17 protein-coding genes and 2 CRISPR repeat arrays (1 of these 19 running past the window's edge) are annotated in these 14,737 nt (G+C 64.8%); of the genes, 5 read left to right on the top strand and 12 right to left on the bottom strand.

The window, feature by feature from the left end:
- A CRISPR array of direct repeats spans nucleotides 1–102; the repeat unit is 33 nt; unit sequence GTCGCGCCCCGTGCGGGGCGCGTGGATTGAAAC (it extends 2,627 nt beyond the left edge of the window).
- A gap of 279 nt (nucleotides 103–381) precedes the next feature.
- The 12 genes from ADJ70_RS08305 to ADJ70_RS08255 form a co-directional block, all read right to left on the bottom strand.
- Complete coding sequence (locus ADJ70_RS08305) at nucleotides 382–1,368, bottom strand: tyrosine-type recombinase/integrase (RefSeq protein WP_050340703.1); 987 nt, start codon at nucleotides 1,366–1,368, stop codon at nucleotides 382–384.
- Nucleotides 1,365–2,315, bottom strand: coding sequence for a tyrosine-type recombinase/integrase (locus ADJ70_RS08300; RefSeq protein WP_083443905.1), 951 nt, complete (start codon nucleotides 2,313–2,315; stop codon nucleotides 1,365–1,367). The genes ADJ70_RS08305 and ADJ70_RS08300 overlap by 4 nt, the downstream gene beginning before the upstream one ends.
- A complete protein-coding gene (locus ADJ70_RS08295; RefSeq protein ID WP_050340701.1) occupies nucleotides 2,306–3,499 on the bottom strand; it encodes a site-specific integrase in 1,194 nt (397 codons plus the stop codon). Before ADJ70_RS08295 ends, ADJ70_RS08300 begins: the two co-directional genes overlap by 10 nt.
- A gap of 215 nt (nucleotides 3,500–3,714) precedes the next feature.
- Nucleotides 3,715–5,211, bottom strand: a complete 1,497-nt coding sequence (gene istA, locus ADJ70_RS08290; RefSeq protein WP_050340700.1) for an IS21 family transposase — start codon at nucleotides 5,209–5,211, stop codon at nucleotides 3,715–3,717.
- A gap of 140 nt (nucleotides 5,212–5,351) precedes the next feature.
- A CRISPR array of direct repeats spans nucleotides 5,352–6,062; the repeat unit is 33 nt; unit sequence GTCGCGCCCCGTGCGGGGCGCGTGGATTGAAAC.
- Nucleotides 6,063–6,364: 302 nt separating this feature from the next.
- The gene (locus ADJ70_RS14625; RefSeq protein ID WP_157051465.1) at nucleotides 6,365–6,541 is read right to left on the bottom strand and encodes a hypothetical protein; all 177 of its coding nucleotides are present in this window, start codon (nucleotides 6,539–6,541) and stop codon (nucleotides 6,365–6,367) included.
- 267 nt (nucleotides 6,542–6,808) lie between these two features.
- On the bottom strand, nucleotides 6,809–7,036 hold the full coding sequence (locus tag ADJ70_RS08285) for a hypothetical protein (RefSeq protein ID WP_050340698.1): 228 nt from the start codon (nucleotides 7,034–7,036) through the stop codon (nucleotides 6,809–6,811).
- Between the two features lie 68 nt (nucleotides 7,037–7,104).
- Nucleotides 7,105–8,865: an IS1634 family transposase gene (locus tag ADJ70_RS08280; protein WP_050340699.1), complete on the bottom strand. Its 1,761-nt coding sequence runs from the start codon at nucleotides 8,863–8,865 to the stop codon at nucleotides 7,105–7,107.
- A gap of 253 nt (nucleotides 8,866–9,118) precedes the next feature.
- Nucleotides 9,119–9,346 carry a hypothetical protein gene (locus ADJ70_RS08275; protein ID WP_050340698.1) on the bottom strand — a complete coding sequence of 76 codons (228 nt, stop codon included), beginning with the start codon at nucleotides 9,344–9,346 and terminating at the stop codon, nucleotides 9,119–9,121.
- A gap of 100 nt (nucleotides 9,347–9,446) precedes the next feature.
- A complete protein-coding gene (locus tag ADJ70_RS08270) occupies nucleotides 9,447–10,154 on the bottom strand; it encodes a hypothetical protein (protein ID WP_050340697.1) in 708 nt (235 codons plus the stop codon).
- Nucleotides 10,115–10,729 (bottom strand): hypothetical protein, encoded by a 615-nt coding sequence (locus tag ADJ70_RS08265; RefSeq protein ID WP_157051464.1) that lies wholly within the window; start codon nucleotides 10,727–10,729, stop codon nucleotides 10,115–10,117. Before ADJ70_RS08265 ends, ADJ70_RS08270 begins: the two co-directional genes overlap by 40 nt.
- Complete coding sequence (locus tag ADJ70_RS08260) at nucleotides 10,647–11,285, bottom strand: phage portal protein (protein WP_050340695.1); 639 nt, start codon at nucleotides 11,283–11,285, stop codon at nucleotides 10,647–10,649. The genes ADJ70_RS08265 and ADJ70_RS08260 overlap by 83 nt, the downstream gene beginning before the upstream one ends.
- A 39-nt stretch (nucleotides 11,286–11,324) precedes the next feature.
- Complete coding sequence (locus tag ADJ70_RS08255; RefSeq protein WP_050340694.1) at nucleotides 11,325–11,525, bottom strand: HK97 family phage prohead protease; 201 nt, start codon at nucleotides 11,523–11,525, stop codon at nucleotides 11,325–11,327.
- Nucleotides 11,526–11,808: 283 nt separating this feature from the next.
- Here ADJ70_RS08255 and ADJ70_RS08250 point away from each other — a divergent pair, with 283 nt between their 5' ends.
- The 5 genes from ADJ70_RS08250 (at nucleotide 11,809) to ADJ70_RS08230 (ending at nucleotide 14,338) form a co-directional block, all read left to right on the top strand.
- A complete protein-coding gene (locus ADJ70_RS08250) occupies nucleotides 11,809–12,222 on the top strand; it encodes a minor capsid protein (RefSeq protein ID WP_062393124.1) in 414 nt (137 codons plus the stop codon).
- A gap of 112 nt (nucleotides 12,223–12,334) precedes the next feature.
- The gene (locus tag ADJ70_RS08245) at nucleotides 12,335–12,769 is read left to right on the top strand and encodes a hypothetical protein (protein WP_050340692.1); all 435 of its coding nucleotides are present in this window, start codon (nucleotides 12,335–12,337) and stop codon (nucleotides 12,767–12,769) included.
- A gap of 83 nt (nucleotides 12,770–12,852) precedes the next feature.
- Nucleotides 12,853–13,101, top strand: coding sequence for a hypothetical protein (locus tag ADJ70_RS08240; RefSeq protein WP_050340691.1), 249 nt, complete (start codon nucleotides 12,853–12,855; stop codon nucleotides 13,099–13,101).
- 195 nt (nucleotides 13,102–13,296) lie between these two features.
- The gene (locus tag ADJ70_RS08235; RefSeq protein ID WP_157051463.1) at nucleotides 13,297–13,782 is read left to right on the top strand and encodes a DUF4355 domain-containing protein; all 486 of its coding nucleotides are present in this window, start codon (nucleotides 13,297–13,299) and stop codon (nucleotides 13,780–13,782) included.
- A 40-nt stretch (nucleotides 13,783–13,822) separates the two neighbouring features.
- Nucleotides 13,823–14,338 carry a hypothetical protein gene (locus ADJ70_RS08230; RefSeq protein WP_050340689.1) on the top strand — a complete coding sequence of 172 codons (516 nt, stop codon included), beginning with the start codon at nucleotides 13,823–13,825 and terminating at the stop codon, nucleotides 14,336–14,338.
- Nucleotides 14,339–14,737: the final 399 nt, after the last annotated feature.

Below are 14,737 nucleotides of genomic sequence, written 5' to 3'. Positions count from 1 at the left end.
GTCGCGCCCCGTGCGGGGCGCGTGGATTGAAACCACGAGCTGAATGACTGCACAGACCTGGGATACATGGTCGCGCCCCGTGTGCGTACAGCAGGCTACAAGGACCATGATTCCACCTTCTGCCGACCACGTTCCAAGCCCCACCGACCAGTTATGCACGGTGCGCCGACCACCCGCGCACCGTGCCAATCGCTAGCTCAGGACCACGGTCAGCCCTCTTCGGCCATGCGCTTGCGCATGGACTCCCTCCCCTCGATGTGTATCATCCTGGAGTTGTACACGACGCGGTCAAATGCTAAGTCGTACGTTATGCGAAGTCCGGGCAGGAGGGCCCGCCCGGGCAGGTCCAACGCTCCCGCCAACTTCGCATAACGTGACGGTCTACAGCAGGTTCCTCAGCCATTCCATGATCGCGGACTTATCCTCCTCCCCATACGCGCTCCCCATTATCAGATTGGCGGCGGCTTTCTCCACAGCCTTCTGCCTTGACTTCGAGCTGATCTTGGCGTAGATCTCGGTCGTCTTGACAGAGGAATGGCCCATGAAGTCCCTGATGTATATGATGTTGACGTCCGCCTCGACGAGGTGGACGGCCTTCGAATGGCGCAGCGCGTGCGGGTGGGTCGTCGGCGGCACGACGAGGGGGTCGGCCTCATGCGCTGCGGCGACGTGTTTCTTCAGGACATACGTTATGCCCGCGCGCCCTATGGCCTTCCCGCTGCGGTTCACGAATAGCGGGGAGTCCGGTGCGCCCGCAGTCGCGGCCAGGTACGCCGACGCCATCCCGGCGACCTGGTCGCACAGCGGGACGATCCTGACCTTGCGCCCCTTCCCGGAGAGCCTTATTGTGGCCGGGGCGTCGAGGCGCAGGTCGCAGCGACGCGCGTTGGCGATCTCGGAGACACGGGCGCCGGAGTCGTACAGCAGGCCCAGCATGGCGTGCTCGCGGGCATCCGAGCTGGCGCTCTCCATGATGAGGTTGACCGCCTCGACGGGAAGCCACTCGACCTCCCCCGACGGCGACTTCGAGAACTCGACGGCCCGCAAGGCCGACGCCCACTCGAGGTAGGCCGGTTCGGTGAAGCTCACGTAGCTGGCAAACGAGCGGAGGGCGCACAGCCGGACGTTGACGGTCGCCGCGCAAACGCCCCTCACATCCGACAGCCAAAGGCAGAACGACTCGACGTTCTCCCTGCTCAGATCCTCGATCCGCACGTCGTCGGGCGCTATTCCCCGCCCGTCGGCCAGCCATCTGAGCAGGATGGCGAACGAATCCCTGTAGCTCTTCGCGGTGTTCTCGCTGAGGCTCCTGCGCCGCGGGACGTACTCGAGCAGAAAGCCGCTCAGCAGCTGGGCGAATCCCCTCATAGCGCACCGTCCCCGAACACGGCGTGAGATATCGGGGCCTCCTGCTCGACCAGCGCCCGGTGGGCCGATGGCAGGAACCTCAAGTAGTACTCGGTGTCGCAGATGTTGGCATGGCCCATGAACGCCGAGAGCAGCGGCAGCGTCACGTACACGTCGCGCCCCTGCTCCACCATCTTCTCGAGCGTCGCGATTGCGAACGAATGGCGGATGTCGTGGGTGCGGATCGGCCTGCCCTCGTCGGTGAGCACCCGGGCCTCCCGGTAGATGCCTCGGAGGCGGTTGCCGATGGCGACCTTGCTGCGGTGGCTTCCCGGGTCCCTCCCCGGGAAGAGCCATCGGCACGAGTCGCCGCCGGGAACGCGTGCGTCGACGTATTCCCCTAGGTCGACGGCGAGGCTCTCGCTGACGGGGACGATGCGGGACCGATCGCTCTTTGCGTGGGCGACGTAGAGGGAGCGGTCTTTGCGATGGAAGTCGCCGACGGTCAGCGCCGCCGCCTCGCCGATCCTGATGCCCGTGCACCAGAGGATCTTCAGCACCATCGGCGGCCAGCGCAGCGCCTTTCCCTCGGCGACCTCGATTATGCGGGCCATCTCGCGCTCGCTGACGATGCGCGGGACGAATTCGCTCCTGGCTCTCACCTGCCCCGCGGGCGGTACGTATGCCCCGACCCCGATGCGGTTGAGGTAGAGGCAGAACTGGCGCAGCACGACGAAACGGCTCTGGCGCGTCACGTCGGATTCCCCCTCGCGCCTGGAGGCAATGGCCTCGGCCCTCTCCATGTCGATGACCTCGGAGATGAGGGGCATCGTGTACAGGAGATCGGCCATGTGCCGCAGCCATCTCTGCGAGCTTTCCGGCATTACGAAGCCCAGGTTCTGGCGGAAGGCGACGTAGCCTCCCATGAGCGCGGCGTACTCTCCCGTGAACTCGATCCTCATAGGCATGACGGCACCTCCAGGGCAAGCGGGCGCAGCGACTCCACGTCGATTGACAGGTAGCGCTTGGTAACGTTGGCCGAGCTGTGGCCCAGCACCGACGATATCGTCGGGTAGGGCGTTCCACCGGAGAGCATGTTGCTTGCTGCCGAGTGGCGCAGGCTGTGCATGCCGTGGTGTTTGCCGGCGGTCTCGACGCCCGCGTCGGCGAACGCCCGGGTGACCGTCCTGTGGAAGGTGTGAGACGAGTCTATGGCGTGGTACGGGGCGCATGCGGTAACGAAGACACGGTCGCCGTCGACGTCCGGCCGCTCGCATCTGATGTAGTCCGCGACGGCGAGCCAGACCTCCTCGGGCATGTGAAGCGTGTTCGTGACCTGCGTCTTGCGCTGCACGAACGACACCGTCTTCGCGCGCCAGTCAATGTCTGACAGCCTCAGGGCCTTGATGTCGCCCGCCCGCATGCCGAGGACGGATGCGAGCAGCATCATCGCCCGGTCGCGCCTGGGGCGCAGCGAGCGCGGGAAGCTCTCCAACATCGTCGACACCTCGGCCGTAGAGTACGCGGATGGCACGGTCGAGTGCTTGTGGCCTGGGATATGGGGGACTGCCGCGGCAACCTCGGGACCGCACGCCCCGACTCTTGCCAGGAAGCGCGTGAAGTCGCGTGCGACGTAGAGCTTGGCCGAGCGGGTCTGTGGCGCGCAGTGCGAGACCGCCTCCGCGAAGACGCCGATGGAGCGGGCGTCGAGCTGTTCAGGGCGCGTGGCGCCGCAGCCCTCGCAGAAGTTGCGGGCGGTGCAGAGGTAGCCCTCCCGCGTGGAAGCCCTGAGTCCGCGCTCCTCGAGCTCTGCGGCATAGGCCATGTAGGCGGCGTCGAAGCCCGCCGGGACGACGAATCGCCGCCTTGCCTCCCTATCGGGGGGCTCGCCGGTCTCGTCAATGGACAGGAGGAGCAGGACGCGACTTTTATCAAGCCTGAAGTACCTCGTCGCGTCTGCGTTCGCCATGACGACCTCTTCTATGAATCGTCGCTCGACATCGTGGTCGTAGCCTCCTATGCCCTCATCCTCGCACCACGACATCAACCTCTTCCATGCGGCCTCGTAGTGGGCGATGGTCGACCGGGCGTAACCTTTGTCAACCAGGTAGCCTCGCGCTTGCGAGGCAAGCGCATCCAGATCGCGCATCATGACTTCCCTTCTATGCTGGCGATTACGACATCGCCAGCATAGAAGCCATCGTCACGTTATGCGAAGTTGGCGGGAGCGTTGGACCTGCCCGGGCGGGCCCTCCTGCCCGGACTTCGCATAACGTACGACTTAGCATTTGACCGAATCGTGCATAACTCGTACGTCATCCATGTCGAGGGCAGCGAGTCGATGCGCAAGCGCATGAGCGACATCAGCTAAGTCAGCCCCAGAACAGCGAAATCGCCGGTGTGGACGCGGTCATGCGCCCCGTCCGCACCGGTTCCACATGCAAGCACACACCGATGACTTATGGAACGGTACACCGACGGACTGCGGAACGTCACACCGAAAAAACTGCAATATGCACCGAGCGACAGCAGGGCGCGGCAGGTGCGGTACGACTGCTGCTCGACCTGGCGCGAACGCAGTATCACGTCGGTGACGGCGAGCGTGGAAGGCCCCTTCTCCGCCGCCCATCTACGGAAGCGCTCGCCGCTCCACTCGGCAAAGTCGCGGTGCGCCCTGGGCATGTGCGCGGGGTCGGTCACGTAGGTGCCCTTGGGTCCGTGGCTGCGCTGATGTTGGCACAGACGTTCGCCGTCTGATGATACGGTTACGGTCGAGCGGGTGGCGACAACCTCGACGGACCTCCTGATGTGGGTGAACGGCACCGAGTAGTACCTGCCGTCGAAGGCAACGTGGTAGTTGAACTGCACCGTCGCCGACTTGCGCTCCACCAGCTCGTAGGGGGCCTGCGGCAGGGGCTGCAGGCATGCCCTCTCCTGGCCGAGAAGCATCTCGTCCCTGCTGCCCTCCCTCCTCTGGAAGGGCCTCGCGTTGATCGCGTCGACGCGCTCGCGGAGGGCCTGGTCGGGCTCGGCGAGCGAGAAGAAGGTCCGGTCCCTCAAAGCGGCGATCGCCTCTCGCTCGACGATGAGCACGGCGCCCTCGACGCCGCCTTTGTCACGTGGCCTCCTCACGCGGGTGGGGACGGCCGCCGAGCCGTGGTACTCGAGCATCCTGCGGTACTGCTCGTTGACTATCAGCTTGTCGATGGTGTTCCTCACGACGCCGGTCTTGAGGTTGTCCGGGGCGATGAGCGGGGTCGACCCCCCGAAGTCGGCGAAGGCGCGCACATGGCCCTCCACCCAAGCCCTCTCGTCCATGCGGTAGAAGCCCTCCGCGTAGACGTGGGCCGAGAACGGCAGGCAGGCGACGAAGACGTGAACCCTCGACGGAGACGAGGCGTCAGGGTCTGAGACCCTCATGGTGTCGCCCGCCCAGTCGACCTGCGTCCACTCGCCCGGCACCCACTCGACGTGCATCGCGCACTCGGGGTTGGCGTCGACCCAGCGCTGGTGCCTGTGGCAGAACGAGGAGTACATGTAGGGTGTCCTACCGGCGGCGACGGCGCGCTCGGCGTACTCGCTCCACAGCAGGGTCATCGTCACGCCCCTGCGGCCCATCTCCCTCCGGGCCCACTCGTGGTCGATCTCCGCCTTGCTGGCGTCGGAGCGGTCCTGAGGCGGGCAGGGCCTGGCACGGATGGCCTCGTCCCCCATCTCGTCGGACAGCGGCCACTCGAGGCGCCGCGTCGCCGCCTTACGCTGCACCTCCTGCACCGTCGTCTTCGAGCATCCCACGGAGCCGGCTATGCTCCGCTGGCTTATCCCCAGGGCCGTGAGCCTGAGGATCTCCCCGTGCCTGATCATGTCTTCCCCTCTCTCGGGAGACGGGGCGACCCAGTGCGCCCCACTGGGTCAATCATGGTCGGTGATGCGTGCAGCGGCGGTCGGCGGAGCCTGGAACTGCGGTCAGTGGGAGATGGAATGCCGGTCGCTAGGGCCTGCTGTACGCACCCCGTGCGGGGCGCGTGGATTGAAACACGGCTAGGATACATAACATGACAAGCGCAGAGGGTCGCGCCCCGTGCGGGGCGCGTGGATTGAAACGAGATTGTGTGCTCCTACGATACGGAGACTACAAAGTCGCGCCCCGTGCGGGGCGCGTGGATTGAAACTTGACCGATAAAAGCTCTGGTAGCTCCTCCAGCCGTCGCGCCCCGTGCGGGGCGCGTGGATTGAAACCGAGTGATCTCGTGATGGGCGATGAGCTAATCGCGGTCGCGCCCCGTGCGGGGCGCGTGGATTGAAACTCGCGCTAGCGGTGCGCGTGCTGCCGGACGATCCGGGTCGCGCCCCGTGCGGGGCGCGTGGATTGAAACAGTCAACTCCCAATGGCCAACAAGTGGCAGGTCAAGTCGCGCCCCGTGCGGGGCGCGTGGATTGAAACGAGGTCGCGCATCCCGAGATAGACGATACTGAGAGGTCGCGCCCCGTGCGGGGCGCGTGGATTGAAACGAAGCTAGCTACTGCAACATGACTACCTCGTACCAGGTCGCGCCCCGTGCGGGGCGCGTGGATTGAAACTCGGGATCCGTCTGGAGCGCAGGTATCTCGGCATGTCGCGCCCCGTGCGGGACGCGTGGATTGAAACCTCAGCTGTAGCTCACAGGCGGCGCCACCTGGCCGTCGCGCCCCGCACGGGGCGCGTGGGGAAGATCCCGATCTGACGACGCCTTTGTTTATGTCCCTATACTGCTCCCGCGCAGGGATGATTCCGACGTTATGCAGGACCTGCAGGAAGGAGACGGACACAGGCCTCGATTCCTCACCCAAGTGTGTACTCGTCTCATTGCTCATTGTGCCTCAACCGAGGCAGCTTCAACCCGTCTCTGCCCGCTACGCCGCCACGGTCCCCGCCTGTGGCGGCGTAGCGGGGGAATGCCCCTGTCGAAATGACCTGGACTTCCCCTGGTTGTGGTATGCTCTTCGTAAAGTCAGCTGGGGCCCGGTTAATTCAGGGTTACTCGGCTGGCTTCCCTCTTACGTAATGTCTGATCCTGCCGTCGCGAGACACGATGATCATCTCTCTGACTTTCGGAAACTCGTCACCTTGGTCCTCGAGCCACGAGTACATCTCATCGAACGACAGGCCGCTCTCCACGTTCGAGATGAGGACCCTGTCGCATTGGGGTTGCATGTTCCCTGTCCCGGAGGCCTTCTTTGTTTGGTTCTTGACGGTTTTCTGGTAGACGCTTTCGGAGCACTTGAACTTTCACCCCGTCTTGACAAGCTTCTCGTCGCAGTCGGATACAAAGAATACGTCGGGCGTCCGTTTCTGTTGGCAGGGTTACGAAGGCTGACTTGAACCCATTCTGTCCCAGTAAGTGCTCCATCTCCCTCTCCTTCGCGCACGGCCTTTTATCCTTGGTACAAACGATGACCTTGGTATCATGTCATCATAGAGTCATCGACGGTCGCGGGAGCCCATCTCACTGGCGATGCGCCTGGCGTAGTAGTCGTTGAAGACGTCTGCCTGGGAGCTGTTCCCCACGTACGGGGATGATCCCGCGCTCGGCGCGATCACGTCCCCGTAGCAGTCCGGCTCGCGGTCGAACGTCGCCGCGTAGCCCGTGACGGTGCCGCCGCCGTCGGCGACGTCCGCAGGGGTCGCGGCGTCCTTGAAGTAGGGCATCTTGCCTCCTATTTTCCCGGGAATCGGGTATACTTCCTGACTTTGGCGTACAACCTTGATTTCTAGTGCTAAATCGACCCTTTCGACTCCTCCTGGCCTGTGGCCTTGAGGGAGGGGAACCTGTATCCGAGGATCCTGTCGTACTCACCCTTCGTGAGGTGGTAGTGGTCAAGGGGGAGCCCCGTGACCTCCTTGAGCCTGTCGATGACGGGCGAGGACCGCGAGATGTTGACGTACCTGCGCTCCGACACCCTCACCGCCCTGAACCCGCGCATGAAGCCGAAGAGCTGTCCGGAGCCGAACTCGTCTCCGAGCACGTGCACCTGCAGCAGGCGGACGAGCAGCACGGCGACGTAGCAGATGAGGAAGTGCCCGACTATCGAGTCGTGCCTCCGCAGGTAGACGGGTCGCGCGTCGAGCTCGGACTTCATGACCCGGAACGTCTCCTCGATCCGCCACAGGCGGTGGTAGGTGTCGTACACCTCGGCCTCGGGCATGTCGGCCTCGCTCGTGACCAGCATGTTGTAGCCGGCGAGCGAGCGGGCCCTCCCTATGGCCTTGCGGTTGAGCGTGGCGACGACGCGCTCGTCGTCCCTGACCTCGCCCTCGGAGTCGACGGCCACGAACGTGACGTACTTGGCGCTGTCGCCGTACTCTGACCTCCTCGCCTCCGCGAGCCTGAGCCTCCTCGCCTTCTCCACCTGCCGGTTGATCTCGCGGAGCTGCTTGGAGCGGAGCCTGGGGCTGAAGGTGACGACCCTCCGCTCCCGCAGCTCGACAGTCCCCTTCCCGCCGCCCTCCCTCGACACCCTGTACTCGAAGTCCCCGGTCACGGACTTCGTGCGATGGTGGATCCTGCCGTCCCTCCCCAGGTGGTCCTCCCACCCCTCCTCCGACAGCACCCAGGCGAGCTCCCTCGCGGGCAGCCGCCTCACGCTCTTGGAGAACAGGTACCCGTCGCCCGCCAGCACGGCGTCGGCGACGTTGTCCGCGCAGTTGAGGCCCTTGTCTGCCACTCGCACGGTCCTGCCGGTCATGTGGTGGCGCTCCTTGAGCGCCCCGATGACCTCCCGGATCCTCGGCCTCTCGCTCTCGTTGCCGGGATATATCTCGAGCCCCATCGGCACGCACCTCGCGTCGAGCAGGAGCCCCATGCCGACTATGGGGTCAGCCCTCCGCTCCTTGGAGGGCCCCTTCCTGCGCAGGCCGTCCTCGCGGTCTATCTCGAAGTAGAAGTTCGTGCAGTCGAAGTAGGAGCGTGACGTGTCGCGGCCGAACAGCTCGCCCACGCGGGCGTTCGCGGCCTCGACGACCTTCCTGTACTCGTGGCCGAGGTAGGAGATCCCGTCGTAGAGCTGGCCGAGCGAGAAGGACGGCTCCTCCCCGAGCAGCGGCAGGACGTCGTGGAAGGTCCTCGACTTCGAGCACGGGGCGACGACGCGCGCGCAGACGAGCGACTCCAGGAGCCCGTCGAGGGAGAAGCGGAACCCCGACGCCATCTGCAGGTACCCGATGTCGGCCGGGATGCCGAGCCGCCTGTACAGGGCCTTGACGGGGAAGTGGCCCATGTGGCGCTCGGGCGTCGAGTCGCCGACGAGCCTCGCCCCCTCCCTCGCCCTCGACGCCCTGGCCTCCTCGTTCATCGCCGCCACCTCGGCCCTGAGGCGCGCCACCGGGTCGGGGATGCCGGACTGCTCCAGCTCGTGGACGTAGCCGACGGCCCTCACCGAGCGGTGCGTGCCGTAGCCGCGGCCGGGGTCGTAGGTGCTCTCGTAGATCTGCAGGTACGTGCCCTTCTTGTTCCTCGTCTGCTTGAGGAAGTACGACATCCCGGGCCCCCTTCCGCCCGTCGGTTCCCATGCTCTGATATAGCACTATAGCACTAGAAACATGATCCATGTGAGAAATCTTGTCAAGTCTCGCGGAGACAGCAAAAACGCCAGCTCGGGGCTGGCGTCGGCTTCGGTTTCGTTGTCGTCGGGTCAAAGAATCCTAGTGCTAGATCCTAAAGACGGGTCTCCTTCGCGCACGGCCTTTTATCCTTGGTACAAACGATGACCTTGGTATCATGTCATCATAGAGTCATCGACGGTCGCGGGAGCCCATCTCACTGGCGATGCGCCTGGCGTAGTAGTCGTTGAAGACGTCTGCCTGGGAGCTGTTCCCCACGTACGGGGATGATCCCGCGCTCGGCGCGATCACGTCCCCGTAGCAGTCCGGCTCGCGGTCGAACGTCGCCGCGTAGCCCGTGACGGTGCCGCCGCCGTCGGCGACGTCCGCAGGGGTCGCGGCGTCCTTGAAGTAGGGCATCTTGCCTCCTATTTTCCCGGGAATCGGGTATACTTGCTTTGGAGTCGATCGCATCCGCCCGGGCATTAGGTCCGGGTATAGGGATGCCGGCTCCTTTGCTTTAGATGACGTGCTCCTCGCTGTTCCAGTCGAGCACGATGACGTGGCCCTCCTCGACGAATCCGAGCCTCACCGCCTTGGCGGCCTTCTCAAGCGCCGCGTCAAGCGAAACGGTGTCGAGGCAGAGATCTATCACGACAATTTCTGCGCCCTGGGAGCCAGCCTTTCGTATCAGCTTGAAGACCCTGTCCGGGTCAAAAGCCTCGACACGCTTAAAGTCAGTTATGACACCATCAAGCATCGCGTCCGGATGTCTCCCATCACCCGTTGAGGGAAGAAACTCGACCGAATGGCCGAGTTCGGAAAGCGTCTGCGTGGTCTGAAGCTCCTTGGCCCACGGCTCGGCTTGGTACTTTGCCGACACCTTGCCCTCGACGGTGAACGAGCCGACGTATTCACCCATCGCCCTGCGGTACCTCGCCTCGCGGTCCCTCTCGCTCAGCTCGTTCATGCCGCTCTTGTATTCCCTGTAACGCTTGTCGGTTTCCCTCTGGATGCCCGCCTCGCGCTTCCGCACCTTGCTGCCGCGCGAGTCCTTCGAGCGCCCCTCGCCGCTCACGATCTCGATGCGGCAGTTGCAGTCGCACGACTCGGCGGCACTGAGGTTCGTGTCGCCCGGCCACCTCGCCTGGTTGGAGAACCTTCCGCCGATGGGAACACGCTGACCGTTCATGGCCGCGTGCGTCGCCCTGGCGTTGGGCCCCGCCACCCACTCCTTCTGGCACTCGACGCCGGACTGCCTCGCGCCCGTGACCGTCGCGCCGTTGGCGGCGGCAGACGTGATGGACCTGCCGTTGCGCCCGACGCCATGAGCCTCCTGGTCGTGGCCTCGATGGCGCCCCTGGGTGTGAGCTCGTCGAGGTCGCCCAGGTCGCTGACGACCCTCTCCGAGGCGGACCGGACGATGTCGGCCGCGCGGAAGCGGCTGAGCCTGCGGACCTCCGCGAGGACGGCGTCCTCGTCCAGGTGGCCGGCATCGGCCCCCAGCGAGGTCATCGCATCAGCCGCCCACGCCGGCGCGAGCCCCGACATGGCGTCGAAGAGGTCGTCGCAGAGCTCGTCGGTCCATCGCGGCCCATCGAGCCAGTCCGCGTCGGCGGAGAGCACGATGTCCTCCGCGCCCATGCGCAGGGCCTCGTCGGCCAGGCTCGCCCCCTGCCGCCTGTAGAAGGCCTCTAGGGCCTCCTCGACCCTCTCGACGTCACCCTCCCCGGGGCGTGCCCTCAGCCTGGGTGACCCAGCCCCGTGCCGTCTCCCAGGCGCGCCGGCGAGGGCCTTGGCCATGGGCCCCGCCGAGTACGCCTGAGTCGGGTCCGTGTCCGTCGGGGAGGCGAGCCCCCTCGGTGACGTTCATGGGCACGATGAGCTCGTCGCCGCCCTCGATGGCCGGCGGGTTCTGCCTCGCCCTCGCCTCGTTGCGCGTCATCCACGGCCCTCCGGTGCTCGTGGAGAGCACCGACGCCTGCCCCTCGAAGCTCCCCGCCAGCTTCGCCGTGATGTCGAACTCGGCGTAGCTCCTCGGGTCGGCCCCGATCATGGGCACCAGCTTGGACCTGATGCCGTCCTGCACGAGCCTGAGCAGCGGCCCGAGCGTGTCCGCGTACAGGGACCGGGCGCACTCGCGCACTCGCGTACTCGCGTACGTCTGCCCATCGTTGCTCCACACGATGGACGGGTTGACGTGGTAGGCGGCCGCCACGTCCTCCCGCGTGAGGCGCATGGACTCCGCCCACTCCGCCTCCTTATCGTTGATCGCGGAGTCCACGAACCTCATGCTGTCCTCCAGGATGGGGATCCCGCCCGAGTCCGTGCCCTCGCCGCCGGAGAAGCGGTACTTCATGCTCGCGGCGAAGCGCCGCCGCGCCTCCCTGTCCCACTCCTACTCGGTGACGGCCCCGATGTTGTACCTGGGGTCCTGGGTGTTATGTCCGTAGAGCAGCGGTATCGGCTTTCCGACCTTCCCCCATCTCTCGAGCGAGTCGGCGAAGGCCCCGGGCGCGATCACGTCCCCGTAGCAGTCCGGCTCGCGGTCGAACGTCGCCGCGTAGCCCATGACGCCGCCGCCATCGGCGACGTCCACGGGAATCGTGGCGTCCTTGAAGAGGATTATCTTGCCTCCTATTTTCCCGGGAATCGGGTATACTGCAACTAAGGGTGCAGCGCTGTCCGCCCGAGCATTAGGTTCGGGTTGAGGGGCAGGTACGCCCTCTTTTTCTGTCTCTAGACGATGTGCTCGGCCCCATGCCAGTCGAGAATCAAGATTCGACCTCTCTCGAAGAGACCATCCGCGATTGCCTCCCTCGTCTTTGCCATGGCATTCTCAACTGCTTCTCGTGCGCGGCGCCAACACCGTCGCTGATGTGATGGGGTATGGCAAGGGCTTCCACGCGCTCGACGACGACACGATCCTCCGCTTCGTCGGCACCAGGTGGGCCTCGGGGAAGAGCTACAGCGAGGCCATATGGGGAGACTCAGAGAGGGTCGCCGCCTGGGTCCAGGACGACATGGCCAAGGCGCTCGCGCGCGGCGAGTCCTGGCGGCGCCTGTGCGACGAGCTGTCGAGGAGGTTCGTGGACGTCTCGGAGCGCGACGTCATGCGCCTGGTCGTGACCGAGGGCACCTACGTCTCCAGGCAGGCCCAGCTCGCGGAGCTCGCGCGCGAGGGCTTCGAGGAGTACCGCGTGGAGCCCGTGGGCGACGAGAGGACCTGCGAGGTCTGCTCGGCGCTCGTCGGCAAGGCCTTTTCCATCGATGGCGCGAGGGTGGGGCGATGCTGATGCCGCTACACTCGAGGCCCTGCTGTCATGTCAGATGGCACCCGCCGTGGACGACTGGGGCGCGTGGGTGCGCGATCAGGTGGACTGAAGGAGAGTCGGAGGCGATGAGGCAGTGAATCCGCTGCACCCGGTTCCGGGCAGGGGCTCCGTCAGGTATGGGAAGCCGAAGGAAAGGCTTACGGGAAACGAGCAAACATGCGTCAGCCATCTGGAATCACTCGGCTATCAAGTCGAAGTGCTGGACGAGGACCTTGAGAAGCCCGCTAACATCGACCTGAGGCTCGGTGAGTCCGGGCAGCTCTGGGAGATGAAGAACGTCGGCGACGGCAAGCATGCCATTGAGGACAACATGAGGAACGCCTACCACAAGTGGGTGAGGCTCGGGCTTGACGCCCCCAATGAGACGAGGGTGGTCATGACCTCGTACGGTGGCATGCGGAGCGAGTCGGAGATTGTCGATGAGATTAGGCGCAGGATGAGGAGGTACGCCGCAAACGTTATTTACATCTTCAGGGACGGTGCCAGCTCGCTCTTCCTCGGACGCTAATGAGAAAGGGGCCTTGCCCTCCCAATTAGCTGGGTGGGTGTACCCCTTCGCACTGAGTATACCCGATTACGCGGGGAGGATGCATGAGAAAGGTCGTCCGTCGCGCCGCCTGCTCCTCGTACGCCAGGGTCGCGGGCTACGGCTTTATAGCGCGCGAGCGCCTCTGGTGCACGGAGCTGGACCGTTGGGTGGACGCCGATGACGGCTGCACCTTCGGCGAGTGCGGGGAATCCAGGGCGCGCATCGTGCAGCACCTGCGCGAGGAGGGCGTGGAGCGCCCGCCCTCGCCGACGTGGACCTGCGCCCGTGCGCGGCCAGGGACCAGCACGTAGTCTACCTGTCTACAATCATCGCGGATGACGGTGACGAGAAGCTCTTGCGCTGCCGTGGCCACCCCACGAAGAAGACGACCGAGCGCATCACAGAGCTTTGCGGGTAGAGGTCGTCCGGGAGGGAGGCCCCACCCGCGCGTCCGAGACGTGACAGCGCTGAAGGCGCCATAGCGAAGGCTGAGCCGGCGAGCCGCGATGGCTGGAGGACAGGGACGTAATAGATGGCAGAACAGTCGGGACAGCAACAGGGCAGGGGTGGACGGCAGCGGGGACGCTGCGCAGGCACAGCAGGCCGACCGGGGCAAGCACCTCAGGCACTTTGATGCCAACGTGGACGAGGCCATCAACCGGAAGTGTACAAAGCGGTGGGAGTGGCAGGAGGCCAAGGTGACCGAAGCTGCCAAGCTCGAGGAGATGGGTGCCACCCAGAAGGTCAAGTACGGGCGCGAACGACTCCAAGAGGAGCTCGCCGAGCTTGCGCGTGAGGGCTTCGGGAAGTACCGTGTGGTGCTGGTGGGCGACGAGAGGTCCCGCGAGGCCTGCTCCGCGCTCGTCGGCTGGGTCTTCTCAATCGATGGTGCGGGGTGGGGTAACCCTGCCGCCGCCACATCCCGACTGCCGCTGCCGGATGGCGCCGCCGTGGATGACCTGGGCGCGCGGGCGCGACCAGGTAAACCGTAGGAGGACGGAGCTGGTGATTCGGCATACCACGGAAGACGATATGCGCAGGGTATTGGCCGATGCCGTCAGGTCTGAGTGTGATGGTATCGAGTCCGACTTCAAGAGGGTGTGGGGGAGCTACAAGGTCACAGGGAAAAGCCGCAGGGGCTACGACGAGACCGTAAACGCTTATCTGGCATCTATCTCCGATGGTCGCGTGAGCGCCGAGTATCGTGCCAAGCCGGAGGCGAAGGAGATCCAGGCTGCAGTTTGGCTGTCATCAGGCGGTGATCCGGTAAGATTCAATCGAGAGTCGAGCGCGCCAGGATCAAAGAATCCTGACCTGACAATCGATGGGAAGTTATGGGAAGTGAAGCGCATCGAGACAAGCAGCCTTGCCAAGGCAAAGAAGCGCGTCGGGTCAGGCTTGAGCCAGTCCCAGAGGGTCATCGTTGATTTGTCGCTGGAGACGCTTGAAAAGGATGACGAGAAGGCGTTGGTGGGCTTCGTTTCGAGGCTTCGCGATGTCAGGGGGCTGATCGTCCTGCACCATAGGTATATGGAACGCGTCAAATAGCAAAGACGCCGATTCTCTGCCCCGGCACTAACCAACCCGGGTGGAGCTCGACGTCAATGACAGTATACCCTGAATTGGGGGCAGGAGGCCATAAGAAAGGTCGTTTGTCGCGCTGCCTGCTCGTCGTGCGCCAGGGTCGCGGGCTGCGGCTTCGTGGCGCGCGAGCGCCTCTGGTTCGTCGAGGCAAAGCGGTGGGTCGGCCCCGACTCGAGGCGTTCCTCGATCGCGGCGTCAGATGTCACCCGTACCGTTCCCTGCGCTCTATCACCCTAAGCTCAATCCACCTTTTAGCACATGCGATCTGCTCGAACACCACCCGAGCCCAGCAAGGATGCTATGATGCCCATGGTAGGTGGGTGTGCGGTCAGACGGCCGTTCCCCAAACGTAACGTGAGGGCT

The organism is Olsenella sp. oral taxon 807, from assembly GCF_001189515.2.
Classification (GTDB): Bacteria; Actinomycetota; Coriobacteriia; order Coriobacteriales; family Atopobiaceae; genus Olsenella_F.
Note: the sequence above shows the minus strand (reverse complement) of the source record. Positions and strands in the feature narration are given on the sequence as shown.

Coding starts and splice junctions, on each gene's coding strand:
- ADJ70_RS08305 (WP_050340703.1), bottom strand. CDS start 1,368: ATGAGGGGATTCGCCCAGCTGCTGAGCGGCTTTCTGCTCGAGTACGTC.
- ADJ70_RS08300 (WP_083443905.1), bottom strand. CDS start 2,315: ATGCCTATGAGGATCGAGTTCACGGGAGAGTACGCCGCGCTCATGGGA.
- ADJ70_RS08295 (WP_050340701.1), bottom strand. CDS start 3,499: ATGATGCGCGATCTGGATGCGCTTGCCTCGCAAGCGCGAGGCTACCTG.
- istA (WP_050340700.1), bottom strand. CDS start 5,211: ATGATCAGGCACGGGGAGATCCTCAGGCTCACGGCCCTGGGGATAAGC.
- ADJ70_RS14625 (WP_157051465.1), bottom strand. CDS start 6,541: ATGCAACCCCAATGCGACAGGGTCCTCATCTCGAACGTGGAGAGCGGC.
- ADJ70_RS08285 (WP_050340698.1), bottom strand. CDS start 7,036: ATGCCCTACTTCAAGGACGCCGCGACCCCTGCGGACGTCGCCGACGGC.
- ADJ70_RS08280 (WP_050340699.1), bottom strand. CDS start 8,865: ATGTCGTACTTCCTCAAGCAGACGAGGAACAAGAAGGGCACGTACCTG.
- ADJ70_RS08275 (WP_050340698.1), bottom strand. CDS start 9,346: ATGCCCTACTTCAAGGACGCCGCGACCCCTGCGGACGTCGCCGACGGC.
- ADJ70_RS08265 (WP_157051464.1), bottom strand. CDS start 10,729: ATGGCCAAGGCCCTCGCCGGCGCGCCTGGGAGACGGCACGGGGCTGGG.
- ADJ70_RS08260 (WP_050340695.1), bottom strand. CDS start 11,285: ATGAAGTACCGCTTCTCCGGCGGCGAGGGCACGGACTCGGGCGGGATC.
- ADJ70_RS08250 (WP_062393124.1), top strand. CDS start 11,809: ATGGGGTATGGCAAGGGCTTCCACGCGCTCGACGACGACACGATCCTC.
- ADJ70_RS08240 (WP_050340691.1), top strand. CDS start 12,853: ATGAGAAAGGTCGTCCGTCGCGCCGCCTGCTCCTCGTACGCCAGGGTC.
- ADJ70_RS08235 (WP_157051463.1), top strand. CDS start 13,297: ATGGCTGGAGGACAGGGACGTAATAGATGGCAGAACAGTCGGGACAGC.
- ADJ70_RS08230 (WP_050340689.1), top strand. CDS start 13,823: ATGCGCAGGGTATTGGCCGATGCCGTCAGGTCTGAGTGTGATGGTATC.